Source organism: Pseudoduganella lutea, assembly GCF_004209755.1.
In the GTDB taxonomy this organism is placed as follows: Bacteria; Pseudomonadota; Gammaproteobacteria; order Burkholderiales; family Burkholderiaceae_D; genus Rugamonas; species Rugamonas lutea.
Map to the genome: position 1 here is coordinate 6,005,240 of NZ_CP035913.1, position 20,519 is coordinate 6,025,758.

Consider the following 20,519-nt stretch of genomic DNA (forward strand, 5'->3'; position numbering starts at 1 on the left):
AAGGTCCGCTGCCCGCCGGGTGGCCGGGAGTCCGCCATGTTCAATTCCGAAACCCTGGAAGTCGCCATCGGCATGGCCTTCCTGTTCCTCATGATGTCGCTGGTCTGCACAGGCATCCGGGAATACATCGAGGGATTCCTGAAGTGGCGGGCCATGGACCTCGAGCGGGCCGTGCGCACGCTGCTCGACGACAGGGACGGCCAGGTCGCCGCCTATTTCTATGGCCACCCGCTCATCTCGTCGCTGTACCAGGGCAGCTACGATCCCGCCGTGCTGGCCACCACGGGGAAGTGGGAGTCAAGGTGGAAGATATTGCGCGCGCTGCTGCGCCGGGATGCGCCACCCGATGCGGCTGCGCGAAACATGCCGCGTGCCGGCCGCCGCCACCTGCCGTCGTACATCCCGTCCGAACTGTTCGCCAAGGCGCTCATCGACATTGTCGGCCGTGGCCCGGCCGGCGTGGATGCCGAACACACCGCAAGCGATGCGGTGACGGTCGAGCTGTTGCGCGAGCGGGCGGCGGCGATTGGCTCGCCGATCCTGCGCCGCGTCGTGCTGAGCGCCATCGATTACTCGAAAGGAGACCTGAACCAGTTGCAGCTCGACCTGCAGCGCTGGTTCGACGGCTCGATGGACCGCGCAGCCGGCTGGTACAAGCGGCGCACGCAGGCGATATTGTTCGGGCTCGGGCTGGCCGCCGCCGTGTCGCTCAACGTCGATGCCCTGTATGTGATGGAACGGCTGACCAACGACAAGGCGCTCCGGTCGGCGGTGGTGACGGCCGCCGGCAGGCTGCCCGAATCGGTCGACCGGATGATGCCGACCGCCGGCACCGGTGCGCCGGCGGTCCTGGCGCTTGATGCGCCGGCCCTGCAGGCGGCGGAGAAGGCACGCGACCTGCTGCGCGAGATCGGCATGCCGATGGGCTGGGTGCACCTGGGCGGCATGGGATTTTTCGAAGGCATGCGGCCGGTCCAGCTCTGCAAGAGCGTGCGCGCGTCGGCGTGCACGGGCAGCCGGGAACATCCCAGCTATGCGCGGATCGCCGCCGGCTGGCTGATCACGGCGATCGGCGTGATGCTCGGTGCGCCGTTCTGGTTCGACGTGCTGAACAGGTTCATGGTGATCCGTTCGACCGTGAAGCCCCACGAAAAGTCGCCCGAGGAAGGCAGCGAAGACCGCAAGGGCGCGCGGCCGCCGCCACCGGCCCAGTCGCTATCGCCGGTCCAGGCAGAGCCGCCGGCACCGGCCATGACTGGTCCAACGGGCGGTGGAGGAGCCCGTGCGCTCGCGGCGCCGCCGCCGGAAGCCGCCGACTTCGTCCCGCACGCGTGGCGCGACGGCGTCGTCAACGAAAAGGAAATACCGCTATGAGCGCAGGTTCCAGCCATTCGGCGCTGATGGTCGACCGGGACATGGCCCGCCTCGCGCCCGCGTTCGCGCAAGCCGTGCGCGCGGCGCTGGATGAATGCAACGCGAAAGCGGCATCGCTCGATGCGATCCTGTATGAAGGCTACCGGTCGCAGGCGCTGCAGGCCCTGTATTACCAGCGCGGCCGCACGGTCAGGCCACCGCAGGTTCCGGTCACGAATGCCCCGACCAACCTGCAGAGCTGGCATGGCTACGGGCTGGCCGTCGATATCGTGCACCGGACGGGATTCTGGGCGCCACCGGAAGGGGAGGCGTGGTTCCACCAGGTCGCCGCCATTTTCAGGCGGCACGACTGCAACTGGGGCGGCGACTGGCAGCGACCCGACCTGGCGCACTTCCAGTGGGCCGCCTGCCCGGCCAGCCCGTCCGACGCGGCACGGGAGCTCGTGCGCACGCGGGGCTTGCTGGCCGTCTGGGACCATTTCGGCGCCCGCCGGCCCGCGCCGGCGGGGAGCGCTGATGCTTAGTCGTTCGCGTGCTGCACGAACACGGCCGTGGTGCGGGCCGGGATCGTGAAGCTGCCCGTGTCCGGCGCATAGGCGGAAGCCTTCACCACCGCGTCGCTGCCGGTGCGCTGGATGCGGTGCAGCTGCAGCCTGCGGCCTTTCAGCTCGGGGATGGCGACGGCGCTGGCCGCCTTGCCCACGTTGATGACCACGACCACCTGCTTGTATTGCGCGCCCGGGTACTTCGTCGGTTCCGTGCCCGAGATGCTCATCGCCACCACGCCCGGCACCTGGTTCGGCCCCGTGTTGTGGAACTTCAGGCGGTCGATCACATCCTGTGCCGTGCGCAGGCGGAACAGCGTGCTGTCCTGGCGGATCGCCAGCAACTCCTCGAAGCCCGCCTTGGCGGCCAGGATCGCCCGCGTATCCGGTGCGATGAGCGGATTGGCCAGCACCGGCGCCATCACCGGCCAGCTGCCTTCGTTCACGCCCGCCACCGGCAGGCCCACGCCGAAGTTGTTCGACGTGTAGCCGTAGTCGAGGCGGTTGAACCAGTCGCCGGCGTTGTAGCTGTCACGGTCCAGCGACTTCGAACGGAGGATTTCCTGGCCCGCGTGGAAGAACGGCACGCCTTGCGACAGGATGTTGATGGCCGCGCCCAGCGTCTGCACCCGCACGCGGTCCGCCAGCGGCGTTGCCTGCGGCAGCTTCAGTGCGTTCACGTCGAACAGCGTCTGGTTGTCATGCGCTTCGATGTAGTTGATCGTTTCCGCCGGGCTGGCGGCGAACCCCGCCTGCTGGCCGAAGTAGTCGATCTCGGCGTTGCTGCGCACGTTGCCGAAGCGGTCCGTGAAGCGGTAGTCGCGCAGCGTGCCGGAGAGGGCCACGCGTGCCAGGTCGGCCAGGCGCAGCGCATCGTCGCGCGTTTGCGTGGACTCGGCGTTCGGGTCGAGCCACACGCCGTTGATGAAGCCCTGCTGGGTGACCAGCGCACTGCCCGTGTCGCAGCAGCCGCCGCCCCGCACGGTATCGCGGATGCGGTCGTTGAACGAGCCGATGCCGGTGCCGAACATATTGGCCTGGCGGGCCTGCACGAAGCGCGCGTCATTGCCCACGGCGCCGAAGTTCCATGCCTCGCCGTACAAGTAGATGGGGCGGCCCGCCGCGGTGTCGGCGGCCACTTGCAGGCGCTTCATCAGCGCCAGCGGCGTGAAGCCCATGATGTCGAAGCGGAAGCTGTCGATCTTGTACTGCTTCGTCCACAAGGCCACCGAGTCGATCATCAGCTTGGCCATCATGGCGTTTTCCTGTGCCGTGTCGGCGCAGCAGCTGTCGTTCAGGATATTGCCTTCCGCGCCCAGCCGGTAGTAGTAGGCTGGCACGATGCGGTCCAGCACCGACAGCGGTCCCTGCTGCGACTGGCTCGTGTGGTTGTACACCACGTCCATCGTCACGCGCAGGCCGGTTTCGTGCAGGGCCTGCACCATCGACCGGAACTCGCGCACGCGCACGGCGCCGTCCTTCGCGTCCGTGGCGTAGCTGCCTTCGGGCGTGTTGTAGTGCACCGGGTCATAGCCCCAGTTGAAGCAGTCGGTGTCGCGCGTGGCGGCCACCGCGGCCTGCTGCGTGGTCGCATCCGCGGCGCCGCCCGGAATCACGGGCGTCACGCAGCCCGCTTCGTCGACGCTGGAGAAGTCATAGCTGGGCAGCAGGTGCACGTGCGTCATGCCGGCCTTCTGCAGCGATTTCAGGTGGCGCATCGGCGCCGCTTCCGTGTCCGTGAACGCCAGGTACTTGCCGCGGTGGGCCGCCGGCACCGTGTTGTCGGTCGCGGAGAAATCGCGGATGTGCAGTTCGTACAGCGCGATGTCGGTGGGGGAGTCGAGCTTGGGAATGGCATGGTCGTCCCAGCCCGCCGGTTTCAGGCCCGGGCTGTCCAGGTTGGCCACGAAGCTGCGCGTGCTGTTGGCGGACACGCTGAGCGAATACGGGTCCGTCACCGTGTTCGTGACCAGCGTGTTGTTCGCCCAGCGCGACAGTACCTGCACCGTATACGTGTAATAAGCGCTGTTGGTCCACGACGCGTTTGGCGCCGTATACGACCACACGCCGCTGGCGGCGTTGCGCGTCATCGGCACCGACGTCGCATTGGCGGCGCTGGCGCTGGCATACACGTCCAGTCGCACCGACTTCGCCGTCGGGGCCCACACGCGGAAGGTGGGCACGCCCTGGCGGTCGAACGTGACACCAAGTTGCGCGTTGCTGGCGCGCGTGGCGAACAGGTCGTCCAGCATGCCGGCCTGCTGCAGCGACGTGACCTGCACCAGGCTGCCGTCCGCGGCGATCTGCGCAATGGCGAACTGGGCGCTGGCCAGCCTGGCGCTGTCGAAGCGGGCAGCGTCACCGCCGCCGGCACCGGCCAGGCGCAGGCCGGTGGCACCGGCCAGGTGGGGGAATTTCTGCCGGATGGCTTCCGGCAGCGCGGCCGCCTCGAGGGGCAGGCTGCCGTCGGCACCGGCCAGGCCCGTGGTGGCGCTCGGGCTGGCCGTCATGCCGCCATTGAGCGCGTAGTACAGGCGGTAGGTGGCGTTGGCCGGGGCGCCGGGCCAGGCCAGCGTGGTTCCCGACAGCCAGTGCGCCTTGGCGCTTCCCAGGTTGCCGTAGGTGAGGGCCGGCTGTTCGGCGTGCACGGTGCAGTCGCCTTCGAGCAGCCACACTTCCTGGCCGGCGGTCATCACGTCCGGACGCAGGGCAGCCTGCTGGTCGGCGCCGCAGTTCTTGGTGCCGTTGCCGTCCGTGACGAGGAAGGAAATGGCCGTCTTGCCGGCGGCGAGCGGGATGTCCACGTAGGCGCCGAACGCGTCGCGCTGCGTGAACATGAAGCGGCCCGAGATCCAGGCCGGGCTCGGAGTCTGCGGACCGTCCCAGGAATACACGCCCCACTGGGCTTCGTCGCCCTGCATGCGGTGGAAATGCATGCGGATGCTGCCGGGTGCGACCGGCGCCGCGGCACTGGCCCGCTCCGTGGCGGCGGCCATGCGGACGGGCGCCGCGGCCGCCTGCGGCGCATCCGCCGCGTCGTCGCCACTGCCGCCGCAACCGGCGAAAAGGCTCGCGCAGGCAAGCGCCAGGCCAAAACGTGAAATCAAACTACTTGTCGGGTACATCATGTCTCCCTGTGATTGATATAGAGGGGCCAAGGCTCCTACAGATAAAGCTGCCTGCCGAGCCAAGCGCTTGTAATAATACTACTCAGTCTCTCGATACTGAGGATGACAGCATGGTCTGTTGTTTTATTTTCACTACATACGTGATGTAGTCAAAATGAGATGGCGTTAGCGGCGCGTTGACAGGGCTGGCTACGTACCGTGCGCGCGATAACGGCTGTGTTGGTGCCGCGCGTCTGACCTGTTGATTTGATTCCTTGTCGGGGATCATGGCTTGGTGGGCGCCGGGCATTGAACGCCGCGTTGGCAGGTCGACAGACACAGCAACATGGCGGCCTCCCACGGGGTGGTGTCAGCCAGGATGCTCTAAACGTTCGGGTAGGCGTTCAAAGTTCAGCTTGAACCAACAACGCCGGAGGCGATCTACTTGGGCCTTGTAGCGGATCTTCCACCGCAACGCGCGGTATGTTCGGTGCACGGCAGACTTCGTACAGGGCGGGGACATGGAAGAGACGTTGCGCTGTGAAGCCCGGATGCCGATCGTTGGACAGGCTCGGCATTACGAAACCACGGTCGACGTCACTCCGGTATTTGTGTTGGTTGGGGCGACTTTGACAAGAGGCATGAGGCCATGGCTGCAGTGAATAGATTTCTGCATATCTTCCTCAATCTGAAACGCGACACGCTAACTCGAGCGTTTGCTCAGAGCTATCAATCTGTTCCGTTTTCGGTGAAAGAGGATGGCGCTGTGCGCGTAAACCTGGGAAACTTCCCTGCGGAATCACGGTCTGATCTTCTGTTGAGATACTTCATGTATTCGCGGAGGAGACGATGGGCGCAATGGAGTTCCACGTGGTGTTCAAGGCGCTGGCGCAGCTCCAGCTTTCCGACGATGAGATCGCTCTTTTGCAAGGCTTCGTGGCGAACGTCGTGCAACCTGGCCAGTGCCTGCACCTGATCGAGGAGGCTGCCGGCAAGCGGCCTTGTCCCAGATGCGGCGGCACGCGATGCCACCGCAGCGGCCATGCGAACGGCCTGCAACGCTATCGCTGCGTGGCCTGCCGGCGCAGCTTCAATGTGCTGACCGGCACGCCGCTGGCCCGCCTGCGTCTGCGCGACAAATGGTTGCCGTACTTCCAATGCCTCATCGAGTCCACCACGGTGCGCAAGGCCGCCGAGCGCGTGGACGTGGCGAAGTCCACCAGCTTCCGCTGGCGTCACCGGTTTATTGCCGCCGTGCGCCGCGAAGGCCGGCCGAAGCTCTCGGGCATCGTCGAAGCCGACGAAACGTATCACCTCGAATCACAAAAAGGTTCGCGGCACCTGGACCGCCGGCCCCGCAAGCGTGGTGGCAAGGCGTCAAAGCGCGGGATCAGCAAGGAGTTCGACTGCATTCTGGTGGCGCGTGACCGCACACGGCAAACCTGTGAATTCGTGACAGGCCGCGGCCCGGTCAGCGCCAGCCAACTGTCGGAACACCTGAAGCCGGTGCTGGCGCCGGACATCCTGTTGATCAGCGATGCCGCCAAGGCTTATGCCACATTCGCCAGGCAGGCGGGCATCACGCACGAGGAGGTCAACGTCAAGGCGGGCATCCGAGCGCGTGGCGCCATCCACATCCAGGGCGTGAATGCCTGGCACAGCCGCTTCAAGGCCTGGCTGCGCCGCTTCAACGGTGTAGCCAGCCGCTATCTGGCCCACTACACGGGCTGGCTGCGTGTGCTCGATACGGCGGCGTGGACGGCACCGGCGCAATGGTTGCGTGTTGCGGTAGCGTCTGCCTGATGCGGCACCACGACAACGGCGCTCACAAAAAGTTCCATACCTTCAAGCAATGACCACTTTACGCGAACAGCGCCAAGAGGATAGCCTCAGCAGAAGGGCGCCTCTTTAGAGCAGTCAAAAAAATAAAAGGCGCCGCTTTTCCGACGTGGGAGCATCAGGTCCGTAACGATTGTACCGGCACATTCGTTGAGCTCGCACAATATGCCGGTTTCAATTTTTCGTCCGACAAGAGCCGCCAGTTTCTGTTCAATCTCTTCGCGCTGAGATTCATCTTTCGTTTGACGCAGCAATTCCGCGAGCAACGATGGCAGGCCATGCCGTTCATACTCCGGGTAGAGGCTGGTTACTTCCTTCAAATGAAGTAACTGAAGGGCCGACCGGACATCTGCATCCGTCACGCCAGGCTTGGGATTTACCCTGGGTGCCTGTTAATCGGACAATGCATAAAGTTTCAGAAGGGCCTGATTGAACCTGTAACTGATTTCAAAATCCAGCTTTTCAATGATGTCTCTCCGTTTTTCGATTTCAGTGTAACGTTGTTGAGTATATGTTATCCCACCTCCCGCGCCGGTGATGAATATCGCTGATAATAACCAAATGCCGAATGTCGAGTTTAAAAGTAACCATAGCTTTGACCTTGCTGGGGGATCTCTACTCGATCCAGGCAGTGAACACCGTACCTCGTGACGGAATTGTTCTTCCAGCCGGATCTCCGTCAAGCGCTCAGTACTCAAGGTCATGGGCTGGGATCTACGACTCATCAATGATCAACCGCAATGTTTGCGATTCGGTTTTATAATGTAATCTTACCCCTATTACATACTCCATTCCAGATTTCAAGTCTGCTTTAATTTGCGCATTTCGCTCCTGCCCGCTATCTTCATCGGCAGCAATCTGCGTATTTCCTTGCGGAGTTTTTTCAAAAAGTACCAATGTGGAATCGGATTGGCCGATAGTATAGACAGTGTAAGAGCCAGACTTATGAGGTGTAAAGGAAAAGCTGGTCGTTTCTCCTACTGCCAGCTCTAATTGTTTGGATTTCCCCAAGGTCAGCTCTGCATGATGGCCTCGTGGGAACCAGGTTTCAGCCCATTCGATGTCCTGCGATGACAGTCCTCCAGCTGGACGGAGTCCATCGGCGTATGGTTCCGGTTTATTAATCAGCCCGGGTTCGAACCAGTACTCCATGATCGAATTGGGGTCCCAGGCAGAGCCATTGGTGTCAGCTTTCGATAGTTTCCTAAGTACATTCCACTCGATATCCTTGTCCTTCCAGAAATTCGGCTCGCCGCGGAAGTATTCCATCACAGCGGTTTCGTTCCATTCAATACCGGCATTCATATTCTGATGCTCATGTTCAAGCCCGATTGCATGACCTATCTCATGCAGCGCCGTGTCCTCTCCATAGCTATTGTCCAAGGCCCAGCCAAAATTCATCGTTCGTTTACCGTGATCCTTTTCCGTACGGTTGTCGGTTCCCACCAGCGACCACGAGCCGTCTCCCTGCTGGAAACCAATTCGCAACACCGCTTCCAGCGGAGAATCCACTTTGCTGAAGGAGATTCCCAAACCTAGCGCCATCCACCTCTCAAAGGCTGATTGAACTACAGCAATATCGGAATCAGATCCTCTCCAGATATCTGGGCCATTTTCGGAACGATCGCTGAAGCAGAAATACGTCAGATTGGTTCCGGCCGTCCATTTTTTTCTCGACGTAATAATGGCGAAGGTCTTTGTTTGATCGCCGAGTGCCGAGATCTGTTTTGGAGGCTCGCGTCTAGGTTGCGAGCAGTAACGTCTTTCGTTGACAGTGTTTTTTGTTAATACAGACATGATTCCTCCCACTATTTTAAGAGCGAAACGATTGAATATTATCGATAGTGCAAAATCAATGGACGTACAGGTTCTCAAATGACCTGGTAAAAAAATTCCCCACTTTACCGAACCCTAAGTACTGGCATTGTTGGTCTGCGCATCAGCAGCTTTTGACGCGTTGAGCGAACCCCATTGGCTGTCGGTGATGCAGGTGCCGATGCAGAAGGTGTAATTCCGGCATTTCCTGCTCCCGCAGATGCAGATGCAGGTGAAGGTGCAGGTGCCGCAGGAAGCGGCACGGGGTTGAGGAGGTTCTTGATGCCTTCTTCCCACCTTTCGGTTACTGTCGATTTCGCCAGTAAAACTGGAAGAAAGCCGCGGGACAGTTGCGCAGCCAGCTCCGGAGATGTGCGGTTAACCAACAGGGATGCGATTGGCTCAGTTGTCGATAGAGCTGCACCAGCGGTTCGCTGGCCCGGATTCTTTAACCACGCGTACAGCACAATTGCTTCTTCTTCAGTGACCATCTCTCCCAGTGCTGATTGTAGCGACTGTAAAATCATCACCACGTCCGCATCTGAAGTTGCGACACGCTCCGCAACAATTGTTCCCTTGTCGATTGATTGGTCTATTAACGATCGAATTTGCGCTGGCCGGCATATTTGCTCGTAGTCCCCTAATAGGTGGATCACATCCAGACTTTGAAGTTTATCAAAACGATCCTGGGAATTGATGTCACTGAGCCATGCGCTCCTTGACTCCTTTACAATTTTTGTTATCGACGAAGCGGCATCTGAAAAAAGGAAGGCGTTGGTAAAAGACTCCATACTGGAACCGGCGAAACTGAATGTGGTTGCCACGCCAGATATCTCTTTGGCAGAACTCCCTGTCAGGCCCATAATGGCAGAGGCGAATCCGCCCACCAGACTTAATTGCCGCCGCTCGTTCGATGCCGACTGGTTGGCACTTCCAATCGCATCCAGATAACGACTGCACTCCAGATCGAGCATTATGATGCCAGACTGGTATGCCGCAAGTGCTTTGCCGTTATCCGTCGTGTCTTGAATACTGGTCAGCAAATCGCTTTGGAAGATCTGTATTGCTTGCTGCCTCGGCGTCGCAGAAGCTTCCGTAGTTGCTACCAATGACATGTCGGCGAGTGGCGTGCCGGGTGCTACCCCGCGCGTCGCGCAGCCGGTGAAAAGTGTCGACTGTAATGCAGCCACAAACAGTGCTGCCAGTCGCGCCTTGATTGGTCGAAGATTCTGGCGTTGTGACATAGGATATCCCCCCAACTGAGCGAGCGTTGCTTAGGTTCGGAGCTACAATCAAGAAAAGAAAATGTGCCGTCAACCGATGTGGGCGTTTGGCGTCGCATCGAATGAGGACGCCAAAGCAGAGTCAAGCACTTGCCACGCCGACCCCATGTTCAGCAATGAAGTCCTAACGATCGCATTTATCAGGATCGCGTAATATTTTTCTTAATGTGCAGGAGAGGGGCACAAAGGAGGGTGCTGATATGCGAGCAGTCTCTGAGTTTGAGCTGCATAGGACGGGAATTTCATATCTCCTCCTGAAAGGAAGCACACGCCTAGTTCGTTGTCTTTTTAGTTCTTGAAATGATGGTACTCGCGCGAAGCGGGTGTGTCATCATGAAAGTGACGTTGGATCGATCATTGTACAAAAAGAGACAAGTGAATACTCAACAGTAAATAATGCCGGAGGCGTCGGGAATTCTTAACGCAGATGCCGCTTTGCAAGCTTAAGTAAATTTTGCGAATCGTGATAAATCGTGATTTACGATGCGCACAACTTACTATCAAAGCTTTTGGATTTAAAGTTGTATAAGCGCAAGATGTCCTGCGTAATGATGAGGTGCGAAAGCGGATGGATCTTGGCCGATCGCTCGAACAAACAATGTCTGTCTTGAATATCCGGGGGTATCCTTACGGGTCGGCTACTTGCAACATTAAAGCTTGCCATAACCTGCGGGCCACTTGCGTTGCGTGACAGTCGGCTTTCACCCCATATCCGACTCCGAAACTATGCACGCCCCTGAGTGAACTTGATAACCAGCAACCTGTCAGGTCATCTACTCACGGGCATTTCCGAGGCTACGGGTATATAGATTGCCGGGCACCGTTTGCCTGCATCATTCGTGACTTGGCAAGAGCCGCCGGAATCTGCATGAAAAGGGCCACCTGGTCCCATATAGGCAACGCCGCCCGGCCGTGAATTTCCGGCACCTGCTGGAGCCACATATAGCGGACCGCCGGGACCTGCCTATATCGGGGCGCCTGACCCTGCGTAGCAGCCATTGCCAGGTGACGTTGAACCTGAACCATTCACTGTTACGGTGACAGGTGGCGCAGTTTGCGTAGTCATGCAGTGAGAAACAACACGGACGACCGAAACGGGTAAAGGGTGTCTGCCCAAGGCCGCTTTCGACAAATCCATCAAAGCGCAATTCTCTATAGAAAAACAATCCGAAATAACCGAAAAAAGAGGCCTCTGGTCGTACCGGGGCCAGAGGTTATCGCAGTGTGCTTTTGCGTGATCGGCATCCGGCCATCAGCCAATTCACCGCGCCAGTACTTCCGGCCCGATCTCGCGCACGGATTTCACGCCGGTCAGCACCATATTGGTCCGGATATCCTTCTCCATGATGGCCAGCAGTTTCGCGATGCCGGCCTCGCCCTGTGCTGCCAGCGCGTACACGAACGCGCGGCCCAGCAGCACGCCGTCGGCGCCCAGCGCCAGCAGCCGGAACACGTCGGTGCCGGTGCGCGCGCCGCCATCGGCGAAGATCGTCGTCTTGCCCCGCACGGCGTCGGCGATTGCCGGCAGGGCGCGGGCGGTCGACAGCGCGCCATCGAGCTGGCGCCCGCCATGGTTCGACACGACGATGCCATCGGCGCCGAAGGCCACCGCGTCGCGCGCGTCGTCCGCGTCCAGGATGCCCTTGATGACCATCGGGCCTTGCCATTCGTCGCGGATCCACTGCAGGTCCTGCCAGCCGATCGCCGGATCGAAGTTCGCGCCGAGCCAGCCGATGTAGTCGGCCAGGCCGGTGGCATGGCCGCGATAGGCCGAGATGTTGCCCAGGTCGTGGGGGCGGCCGAACAGGCCCACGTCCCATGCCCAGCGCGGATGCGTCATGGCCTGCAGCATGCGCCGCAGGGGGCCGTTCGGGCCGCTCATGCCGCTGTGCGCGTCGCGGTAGCGGGCGCCGGGCACCGGCATGTCGACCGTGAACACGAGCGTGGAAGCGCCCAGCGCCTTCGCGCGCTGCAGCACGTCGCGCATGAAGCTGCGGTCCTTCAGCACATACAGCTGGAACCAGATCGGCTTGTCCGCGGCGGCGGCGACCTCCGACAGCGAGCACACGGACACGGTGGACTGGATGAAAGGGATGCCGCGCTTGCACGCCGCGCGCACCGCCTGCACTTCGCCGCGCCGCGCATACATGCCGGTGAGGCCCACCGGGGCCAGCGCGATCGGTAGTTCATGGCGCATGCCGAACCATTCCGTGGACAGGTCGAGCTGTTCCGATCCCTTCAGCACGCGCTGGCGCAGTTTCACTTCCTGCAGGTCGGCCATGTTCGCGCCCAGCGTCTGCTCGGCGCCGGCGCCGCCATCGAGGTAGTGGAAGAGGAACGGGGGCAGCTTGCGGCGTGCCGCCGCACGGAAATCGGTCGCGGATGAAATGATCATGTAATGGGTCGGTTGTCGGTTGCCACGGCATGCGATGCGTCCGAACGCCGGGCGCATCGCCAAACGATCAATTGTAGTGCCGGAATCGGCCCGTTGCAGTCAATATTCTGAGAGAACGCAGCGAAGGCGAGGGCGCGCGCCGCGGGCTATGCGGCCAGGCACTGGCAGTACAGGTCGAGGTAGGCGGCGGCAGCCTTCTCCCACGTGAACCGCATGGCATGCGCGCGGGCGCGGGCCGCGCCCGTTGCGCCGCCATCATCGCCCTGGAAGCGTGCCAGCCCGGTGGCGAGGACTTCGCGCATGTGTTCCGGATCGAAGTGATCGAAATACCTGGCCACGTCGCCGCCCACCTCGGGGAGGCTGGTCAGGCGCGACAGGAACACGGGGCGGCCGTGGTGCATGGCTTCGAGGACCGGCAGCCCGAAGCCTTCGGCCAGCGAGGGAAACAGGAAGGCCTCGCAATGCGCGTAGTACCAGTCCTTGTCGGCCTGGCTGACGGGCCCCGTGATCGCCACCTGGCCAGCGACGCCAAAGCGCGCCGCCTCCGCCAGGATCTTCTGCCGGTAGTCTTCCTTGATCACGCCGGCGATCACCAGCGTGTGGTCCGTCGACCGCAGCAACGGCACGAGCACGTGGAAGTTCTTCTTCGGGCACACCATGCCCACGGTGAACAGGAAGCGCCCCGCCGGCACGAAGCGCGGCGCGTGGCCATCGGGCGCAAAGCTGGCATCGGCGCCGTTGTGGATGACCGAGATCTTGTGCGCGGCATCGGGGAAGAAGCGCAGGATGTCGGTTTTCACGAATTCCGAAATCGCCACCACGCGGTCGACGCCGTCGATCTTGCGCGCCAGCCTGCGCAGGTATCGTTGCAGCTTGCGGCTGCCCGCCGGCTGTTCGTGCACCTGGTTCAGGTCGTGCACGGTCATGACCGTCCTGGCGCGCACGCGGTCGGGGCCAAAGCGGCAGTACTGGTCGGTAAAGTGCACCACGTCGTAGCGGCGACCCTGCGGAAAAACCCAGCGGTGGTACCTGCGGTGGTCCACATAGGAGACCTGCGGGCCCAGCACCCCGTGCTGTGGCGGATACGCGTAGGCGCTCGTATCGAAACTGCCCGCGCCCTGGCGCACGAGTTCGCGGCCCAGGCTCCGGCCGAACGTGTGCAGGCCAGTGTTTTCAAAGCGCATGGAATCGAGCGTGACCAGCAACCTCGGCATCATGAACCGGTGCCCGCCAGCCGTGCCCCGGCGTGGCAGGCCACGGTGCGGTCGCGCCACCGTGAAATCACCTCCGCCACCTGCGCGGCGCTGATCGCCTGCATGCACTCGCATGCCTGCGGGCCGGTGCAGCTGTCGCACTGCCGCGCCGCGGCAAGCGACGTCGCGTTCGTGCCGAGGGCGCCCCAGCGGGTGATGTCGATCGGCTGCACGGGCGGGAACAGGCCAAGCGCGTTGCGACCCAGTGCCGCCGCGACGTGCAGCGGCCCGGTGCCGCTCGCCACCAGTCCATCGGCCATGCCGATCAGCGCGACCAGGCCTTCGAGGTCGAGCTGGCCGCACAGGTTGCGCACATTGGGGCTGGCCAGCAGTGCGCCGGCATCGCGCGCCAGCAGTTCGCCCTCGGCGCGACTGCCGGTGATCCAGATCGCGATGCCGGGATCGCCGCGCAGCCTGTCGGCGAGTTCGGCGTACCGCTCCAGCGGCCATTCACGGCCATTGCCATTCGACTTGGGGTGCAGGATCAGGTTGAAGGTCGCGGCGTCGAACATGGCCGCGATCTCCGGTGAGCGCGGCGCTTGCAGGCGGTACAGCGGAAGGATCTCCGCCAGCGACGGCAGGTAGTCGATGCCGAGCGGCTTGAGCAAGGCGAAATTGAGCTGCGCCTCGTGCAGGCGCGAACGCACGCGGCTGAAATGCGCGAGCCGGTTGCAGGTCCACCAGTGGTGCAGGCGGTGGCTGCTGCCGACCCGGTTCGGCACCTTGGCGCGGCGCGCCGCCAGCGCCAGCGCGCGATGGGGAAAGGCGAAGATGACGGTGTCGTACCGGCCGTCCTCGAACAGGGTGTCCGCATCCATTTCCTCGACCGCGAGCACACGGTCGATGGCGCCGCAGCAGCGCACGACGGGCGCCGCATAGCCGCGGCACAGCATGTCCACCGTGACGCCCGGGATGAGCTGCTTCAGGTACCCGGCCAGAGGCAGGGTCAGCACGACGTCGCCGATGTTATCGGTGCGGCAGATGAGAATGCGTGACAGGGCTGGAGGCATTACGGGACGTCTGGAATCGTTCTCGAAGGGGTGGCCATATGGGGGAGATTCGCATTTTAAGCAAAATGCCCCGTCTTGTCTCTGTCGAGTCCGCCTTTTTTACGTCGGATGACGTGGTTTTACCTGGTGTGGCCCGCACGCGGCGCGCGCTTCAGCCGACGGCCCAGTCGCCAGCCGAGCCATGCCATCGGAACGAAGACGAGGTTCAGGTGGATGATGTCGAACCAGTCCGGCGCGGGCAGCGACAGCGCTGTGGCGATGCCGGCGGTCATGAACACGAAGCCGACGGCCATGGCGGCAAGCAGCGCATGGCTGGCTGCCAGCCATGCCGCCAGCGCGGCGCCCGACAGCGTGCCTGAAGCGTGGGCGAGCAGGATTGCCGGGTAGGGCATGGCGTCGGGCGCGGTCACGAATGCCAGCAAGCGCCCTGGCGATGCCACGTCGGGCATCGCTGGCGATGTGACTGCGACACTGGCAATGCCGAGAATGGCCGCGCCCACGGCGATGCCGAAGCACGCGCCGCACGTAACGGCAAGGATGTTGATCAGTAACTGGCGCATGCGCGGCCTCCGTCATCGCAGCAGGAGTGCCACGGCGGCGTACCCAGGCTGTCCACATAGCCTACGCAGGGAATGTGTCAGGGGCGTTACGGGGTTGCTGCGTCAGCCCCCGATCCCCGTCCGGCCCTGCATCGCCAGGGCCATGCGATCCGCCTGGCGCAGCGCTTGCCCGCTCATCACGCGCCGGATGACGGCTGTGTCGATACCGCGAGCCGTCAGGTACTCGACGGCGGCAACGGTGCCGGTGGCATGCCGGAGCAGGATGCCGTGGCGGACAATATCTGACTTGGCGGACACTGGCAGCGCGCCATCGCTGTCGGTGGCCCGGCGGGCATGGTCGGGTGTCATCTTTCACTGCTCCTTTGATCCGAGGACTTCGATTGCTCATGGCATCGAGGCGATGGGGGTCTTTCTTCACCCGGCGCCCGCGGCGCCGGCAAGGTCGGCAACGCGGAGAGCAGCGACAAGGCCCCCAGCGAATCCATAGTCTAGCCGCAAACGTTTTCACAAACTGTGTACCAGCTATCAAAACGTGCTGTTTGCGCACGTATTTCGCCCGTCCGCCCAGGAATTGCAAAAATGATATGTTGCCGTCTGTCACATTGACGTCACACCGACCTCCTACAATGCCCGCAGTTCGACACCCGACCACGATCCGTAAATGCCGTTGCCGCTTTTCCCTTTCCCCCGTCAGCCTGCCGCATCCCCCGCGGCAGGGGCGCCGTGCGCCACGACATTTGCCCAGCCGACCGCCGTGCTCGACACCGCGTGTCGCCGGCTGACGCTGATCGGAGCTTCCTGCCTGGACGATGCGATCGCATTCTACGGTCCGCTGATTGGCCGCCTGCGGGCTTGCCTCGATCGCCGCAGCCGCGACGCGTTCGACGTCGACATCGCGCTCAGCACGGTCGACATGGGCAGCGAAAAGATGCTGTTCGCGCTGTTCGACACCTTGCACGAGGGCGCGCTTGCGGGCAATTCCATCGCCATCCGCTGGCAACGGCAGGGCACGGACCGCCGCTGCAAGTGGTTCTTCGATACCTTGCGGGAGCGATTTCCGCTGCTGCGCTTTACCGATTGCGCCGACCATGCCTGAGCACCGCCCGGGAGCGCGGTCGCCAGTGCCGTCGACGCGTTGACACATTCACCCACGTCCTGACAAATCCTCATGCTGAACTTGCTTCGCCGTCGTACCGGCTCCCGCGTCGTTGCCGCCTTTGCCGCCATCCTTGCCATGCTGGGGCTGGTAACAGTTACTTCTCTCTGGTCCCTGCAAAAGGTGGCCAGCAATGCCGAACTGCTGGTCGACGACAAGCTTGCGCGCCAGCGGCTGACGATCGAGCTGCGCGCCAGCGAGCAGCTCAACGCCCTGCGCGCGCTGTCGATCGCCCGCAGCGACAGCCTCGAAGTGGCCGACGCGTTCAAGCGGCAGCTCGCCGATGGCGAAACGGTGACGAAGCGCCTGCTGCGACAGCAGGCAAGCCTCCAGATCGACGCCAGCGAAGTCGCGCTTATCGCCGCCACGCGGCAGCAGCAGCAGGGTTTCGAGGCCGTGCGCGACGAGATCTTCCGGCAGAAGGACATGGGCCGCACCCAGCAGGTCGATGAGCTCGTCGGTTCGGGTTTCGAGCCGCGCCTGGCGGCCTACATGGGCGCACTGGATGCGCTACTCGCGCACCAGGCGCGGGCGGCCCGGCAGGTGTCGGACGATTCGCATGCCACACTCGTGGCGATGCGCATGCTGCTCGGCGGCCTTGGCTTGCTCGCGCTGGTGGCCGGCGCCGTGCTGGCGCTGGCACTCACGCGCAGCATCGTGGTGCCATTGCGGGACGCTGTCGCGTTCGCCAAGCGCGCCGCCGTGGGCGACCTTGCCGGCACCATGGGCCATGCCCGCCAGGACGAGCTTGGCGAGCTGCTCGACGCGCTGAACGACATGGCGCGGCGCCTGGCCCGCACCGTCAGCGGCGTGCGCGATGCCGCGGCGGCGATCGATGCGGCCTCCGCCGAAGTCGCCCACGGCAACCTCGACCTGTCGCGCCGCACGGAACACCAGGGGGCCACGCTGGAAGAAACGTCCGCCGCGCTGAACGCACTGGCGACGACGGTGCGCGCCAATGGTGCCCAGGCCGTCGATGCCGCGCGGCTGGCGCAGGGCGCGGCCGATGTCGCGGCGCAGGGCGGCAGTGCGATCGCCCAGGTGACGGACACGATGGACGGCATCAGCCGGTCGGCGGCCAAGATCGTCGACATCATCGCCGTCATTGACGGCATTGCGTTCCAGACCAATATCCTGGCGTTGAACGCAGCGGTCGAGGCCGCTCGCGCCGGTGAGCAGGGCCGCGGCTTCGCCGTGGTGGCCAGCGAAGTGCGGGCCCTGGCGCAGCGCTCGGCGACCGCAGCCCGTGAAATCAAGGTGTTGATCTCGGCATCGGTGGCAACGATCGGGGAGGGGGCCGCGATCGCCGCCGGCGCCCAGGCGACGATGGCCGGGATGCTCGACCGGGTCGGTGGCGTGAGCTCGCTCATGGCGCAGATCGGCAGCGCCTCGCACGCGCAGACGGACGGCATCGCCCAGATGAACGACGCGGTGGCGGCCCTCGAGCAGGATACCCGGAACAATGTCGCGCTGGTGGAGCAGGTTGCCACGGCATCGGCTTTGCTGCGGCAGCAGGCGCAGGTATTGAGCACGCTGATGCGGCAGTTCCGCGTGGGTGCCGGGGAACTGCCACCCGCCGCTTTGGTGCCGCTGTTGGGCTGAACCCTCGGGGGGCCGCAGGTCCGGGACATTGCGCACATACTTTTCTACGACGGCGTTGGGGCAGCCCGCACGGCCGCGGCCTGCTCGTCCATCATGGCGACAAATTCCGGGAACGGCATCGGTTTGCCGAACAGCCAGCCCTGCGCGAACTGCACGCCACGCTCAAGCAGGAAGTCGCGCTGTACCGAGTTTTCCACGCCCTCGGCGATCATCTGCAGGCCGAGATCGGTGGCCATGCGGATGATGTGCGGAACCACCTGGCTCGTCGCGGCCCCGGTGCCGATCGCCTCCGTGAACGAACGGTCGATCTTGAGGTAGTTGAGCGGCAGGGATTCCAGGTAGGACAGGCTGGAATAGCCGGTGCCGAAGTCGTCGATCGCGATGGGAAAGCCCTGCCCGCGCAGCGCCGACAGGATCGGGCCGGCCACGTCTTTGTCCAGCAGCCCGCGCTCGGTGACCTCGGCCATCAGGCTGCCCGGGGGCAGGCTGGCCCGACCGGTGGCGGCCTGCAGGCGTTCGATCAGGTCGCCCGTGTGGAAATCGGCCGAGGACAGGTTGACACCGATGTGAAAATGCGGATGGGACGCCAGGAACGCGCCGGCCTCGTTCATGACCAGCTCGAGCACGCGGTCGGTGATGCGCACGATCAGTCCGCTTTGTTCGGCAGCCGGGATGAACTCGTCGGGACTGATCACCGGGCCACCCGGCCGGCGCCAGCGCACGAGCGCTTCGGCACCGACCCATTTCCCGGTCCCCAGGTCGACGATGGGCTGGTAGGCGACATGGAACTGGTGCCGGCGCAAGCCGGCCCGGATCGCCGCGGGCAGGGCCAGTTGACGGCGTGCGAGCATCACGATGACGAAGGCCAGCACGAGGCCCATGCCGGCGCCGGCCGGCACGAGGCGCCAGGCGATTTCGCGGGACCGTGCCGCCTGGTAGCTGGCGGGAATCGCTGCCAGCGCAGCGGTATTAAAACGCCTGGAACGGACCACCGCCACGGTGTAGCCGCCATCGACAAATGTCGCTTCCCCCTGCCGCCCCAGCTGGTCGAGCCAGCGCGTGTGGACACCGCCGTGCGACACCAGCACCATCCGGGGCGCGAGCAGGCTCACCGCCAGGACTACCCCGCGCTGGGTCATCGACGTATCGATCGGCAGGTCCTTGTGCAGCACCGCGGCGAAACCTTTCAGTTCCAGGACCAGATATTCGTGGCCTGGCGCGATGGGAAAGGTCACGTTGCGGCGCACTTTCAGGCCGCCGGCGGTTTCGAGCTCGGCCGGGCCGATATTGAAGCCTTCGTCATAGTTGCTGACAGAAGAGCATTCGAAAGCATCGCCGGCAACGTGGCCGATCGCCTGCACGTAGCTCGACCGCAGATCGATCTCCCGCATCTGGTCGATGCTCTGCGGCGTGCAGGGAGCAGCCCCATGCGCCAGCACGAGTGCGCCAATGCCTTCTTCGACCTGTTGCGCTGTCTTGCTGGTCCTGTGCAGGACATCGCGTGCGTACCAAAGCGCCTGCGCCGCCTCGCCGTGAAAGCCTTGCCGGCCAGCCTCATGGATCGCCAGCGAAACAGGGGCCACGATCGCCGCTGTCACGGCGACGGCGGTCAATGCGATTACCAGTACTTTTTTCATGGGCGCTCAATCCGGTCAGGCATTCGATTGTGTCACCGGCCTCTTGCAGGCGGCGCATAGGACGCGCAGGCCACGTGGATGGCAGTACAACGTTCGCACGCAAAGATATTGTCAAATCGGCCTGACCAATCTAGAATGGGCCTGACCGGATGAGCTGGTTTTATTGCAACATCCGGCCGCAACAAGTATGACTGACCGCCTTCGACCAAGGCCAGGCCGCCATCGGCCCGGCCACCCTCGAAGCGGCGCGGGACACGCGAGGTGTTCCACGGCGACCGCTCCCCGCGGCGCTCCCGACATCATAAAAACAGATCGGAGACACGCTTGAACACCCACCACCTATCCACGGCCGTGGCGCTTGCCGCCCTGGCCATCAGCACCGCGCATGCGGGCGTGCTGCCGCTGCAGAACGCCACGATCACGGCCACCTACAACGGCAGCGCCACCGGCATGCTCGGCCTGGACCACGGTTTCGTCACCGGTCCGGGCACGAACACCAGCACGCTCGATCCCACCAACAGCGGTGTCGAATTCCTGACCGACGACTTCCTGTTCGGGATCGATTTTTCCGCCGGCGGCGCATTGACGGTGATCGCCAATGGCGCGATCCCGGCCGGCGCCTACAGCATGCGCTTCGATTTCGGCACCAGCCTGGCCAGCCCGATCAGCGCCTTCACCTTCGTGGGCACGGACGGCGCCAGCGGCATGCCCGGCCTGTCGATCGTCGATGCGCACACCATCGCCCTCGACCTCGCCGGCGTGCAGTGGAACGAGTTCGGCTCGGTGACGGCACAGGTGAGCACCGCCGCGGCGGTGCCCGAGCCGTCGAGCATCGCGCTGCTGGCCGCCGGCCTCGTGGGCCTCGGCTTCACGCGGCGCATGCGCACGGGACGCCCGCCTGGCGGCCGCTGATCGCCACCACGGCAGCGCACCCGCGGGCCCG

Annotated in this window: 16 protein-coding genes; 6 read left to right on the forward strand and 10 right to left on the reverse strand. The window is 63.5% G+C overall.

Translation table 11 applies throughout. The features are described 5' to 3' along the window. The first annotated feature begins 36 nt into the window (after nt 1-36). A complete protein-coding gene (locus tag EWM63_RS25415) occupies nt 37-1,374 on the forward strand; it encodes a hypothetical protein (protein WP_130189019.1) in 1,338 nt (445 codons plus the stop codon). Continuing rightward, entirely contained in the window at nt 1,371-1,898 is a 528-nt protein-coding gene (locus tag EWM63_RS25420) for a M15 family metallopeptidase (protein WP_130189020.1), read from the forward strand. Before EWM63_RS25415 ends, EWM63_RS25420 begins: the two co-directional genes overlap by 4 nt. On the opposite strand, the gene EWM63_RS25425 is transcribed toward EWM63_RS25420, so the two are convergent. Further along, complete coding sequence (locus EWM63_RS25425; protein WP_229487503.1) at nt 1,895-5,026, reverse strand: alpha-1,6-glucosidase domain-containing protein; 3,132 nt, start codon at nt 5,024-5,026, stop codon at nt 1,895-1,897. The genes EWM63_RS25420 and EWM63_RS25425 overlap by 4 nt on opposite strands. An 849-nt stretch (nt 5,027-5,875) precedes the next feature. Here EWM63_RS25425 and EWM63_RS25430 point away from each other — a divergent pair. Continuing rightward, the gene (locus tag EWM63_RS25430) at nt 5,876-6,829 is read left to right on the forward strand and encodes an IS1595 family transposase (protein ID WP_165390920.1); all 954 of its coding nucleotides are present in this window, start codon (nt 5,876-5,878) and stop codon (nt 6,827-6,829) included. Nucleotides 6,830-6,915: 86 nt separating this feature from the next. On the opposite strand, the gene EWM63_RS25435 is transcribed toward EWM63_RS25430, so the two are convergent. The 8 genes from EWM63_RS25435 to EWM63_RS25470 form a co-directional block, all read right to left on the reverse strand. Next, nucleotides 6,916-7,227, reverse strand: a complete 312-nt coding sequence (locus tag EWM63_RS25435) for a hypothetical protein (protein ID WP_130189021.1) — start codon at nt 7,225-7,227, stop codon at nt 6,916-6,918. 352 nt (nt 7,228-7,579) lie between these two features. Beyond that, entirely contained in the window at nt 7,580-8,662 is a 1,083-nt protein-coding gene (locus EWM63_RS25440) for a M12 family metallopeptidase (protein ID WP_130189022.1), read from the reverse strand. A 104-nt stretch (nt 8,663-8,766) separates the two neighbouring features. Continuing rightward, nucleotides 8,767-9,924, reverse strand: coding sequence for a hypothetical protein (locus EWM63_RS25445; protein ID WP_130189023.1), 1,158 nt, complete (start codon nt 9,922-9,924; stop codon nt 8,767-8,769). 1,300 nt (nt 9,925-11,224) lie between these two features. Beyond that, a complete protein-coding gene (lldD, locus tag EWM63_RS25450; RefSeq protein ID WP_130189024.1) occupies nt 11,225-12,358 on the reverse strand; it encodes an FMN-dependent L-lactate dehydrogenase LldD in 1,134 nt (377 codons plus the stop codon). Between the two features lie 146 nt (nt 12,359-12,504). Further along, nucleotides 12,505-13,575 carry a glycosyltransferase family 4 protein gene (locus tag EWM63_RS25455; RefSeq protein ID WP_165390921.1) on the reverse strand — a complete coding sequence of 357 codons (1,071 nt, stop codon included), beginning with the start codon at nt 13,573-13,575 and terminating at the stop codon, nt 12,505-12,507. Further along, nucleotides 13,572-14,621 (reverse strand): glycosyltransferase family 9 protein, encoded by a 1,050-nt coding sequence (locus EWM63_RS25460; protein WP_130189026.1) that lies wholly within the window; start codon nt 14,619-14,621, stop codon nt 13,572-13,574. Before EWM63_RS25460 ends, EWM63_RS25455 begins: the two co-directional genes overlap by 4 nt. A gap of 119 nt (nt 14,622-14,740) precedes the next feature. Next, nucleotides 14,741-15,181: a hypothetical protein gene (locus EWM63_RS25465; RefSeq protein ID WP_130189027.1), complete on the reverse strand. Its 441-nt coding sequence runs from the start codon at nt 15,179-15,181 to the stop codon at nt 14,741-14,743. 102 nt (nt 15,182-15,283) lie between these two features. Continuing rightward, nucleotides 15,284-15,529: a hypothetical protein gene (locus EWM63_RS25470; RefSeq protein WP_130189028.1), complete on the reverse strand. Its 246-nt coding sequence runs from the start codon at nt 15,527-15,529 to the stop codon at nt 15,284-15,286. A gap of 313 nt (nt 15,530-15,842) precedes the next feature. Between EWM63_RS25470 and EWM63_RS25475 the strand changes: the two genes are divergently transcribed. Continuing rightward, the gene (locus EWM63_RS25475) at nt 15,843-16,277 is read left to right on the forward strand and encodes a SiaC family regulatory phosphoprotein (protein WP_130189029.1); all 435 of its coding nucleotides are present in this window, start codon (nt 15,843-15,845) and stop codon (nt 16,275-16,277) included. Nucleotides 16,278-16,349: 72 nt separating this feature from the next. Continuing rightward, complete coding sequence (locus tag EWM63_RS25480) at nt 16,350-17,939, forward strand: methyl-accepting chemotaxis protein (protein WP_130189030.1); 1,590 nt, start codon at nt 16,350-16,352, stop codon at nt 17,937-17,939. A 44-nt stretch (nt 17,940-17,983) separates the two neighbouring features. On the opposite strand, the gene EWM63_RS25485 is transcribed toward EWM63_RS25480, so the two are convergent. After that, entirely contained in the window at nt 17,984-19,576 is a 1,593-nt protein-coding gene (locus EWM63_RS25485; protein WP_130189031.1) for an EAL domain-containing protein, read from the reverse strand. 324 nt (nt 19,577-19,900) lie between these two features. On the opposite strand from EWM63_RS25485, the gene EWM63_RS25490 reads away from it, so the two are divergent. Continuing rightward, entirely contained in the window at nt 19,901-20,488 is a 588-nt protein-coding gene (locus EWM63_RS25490; protein WP_130189032.1) for a PEP-CTERM sorting domain-containing protein, read from the forward strand. Nucleotides 20,489-20,519: the final 31 nt, after the last annotated feature.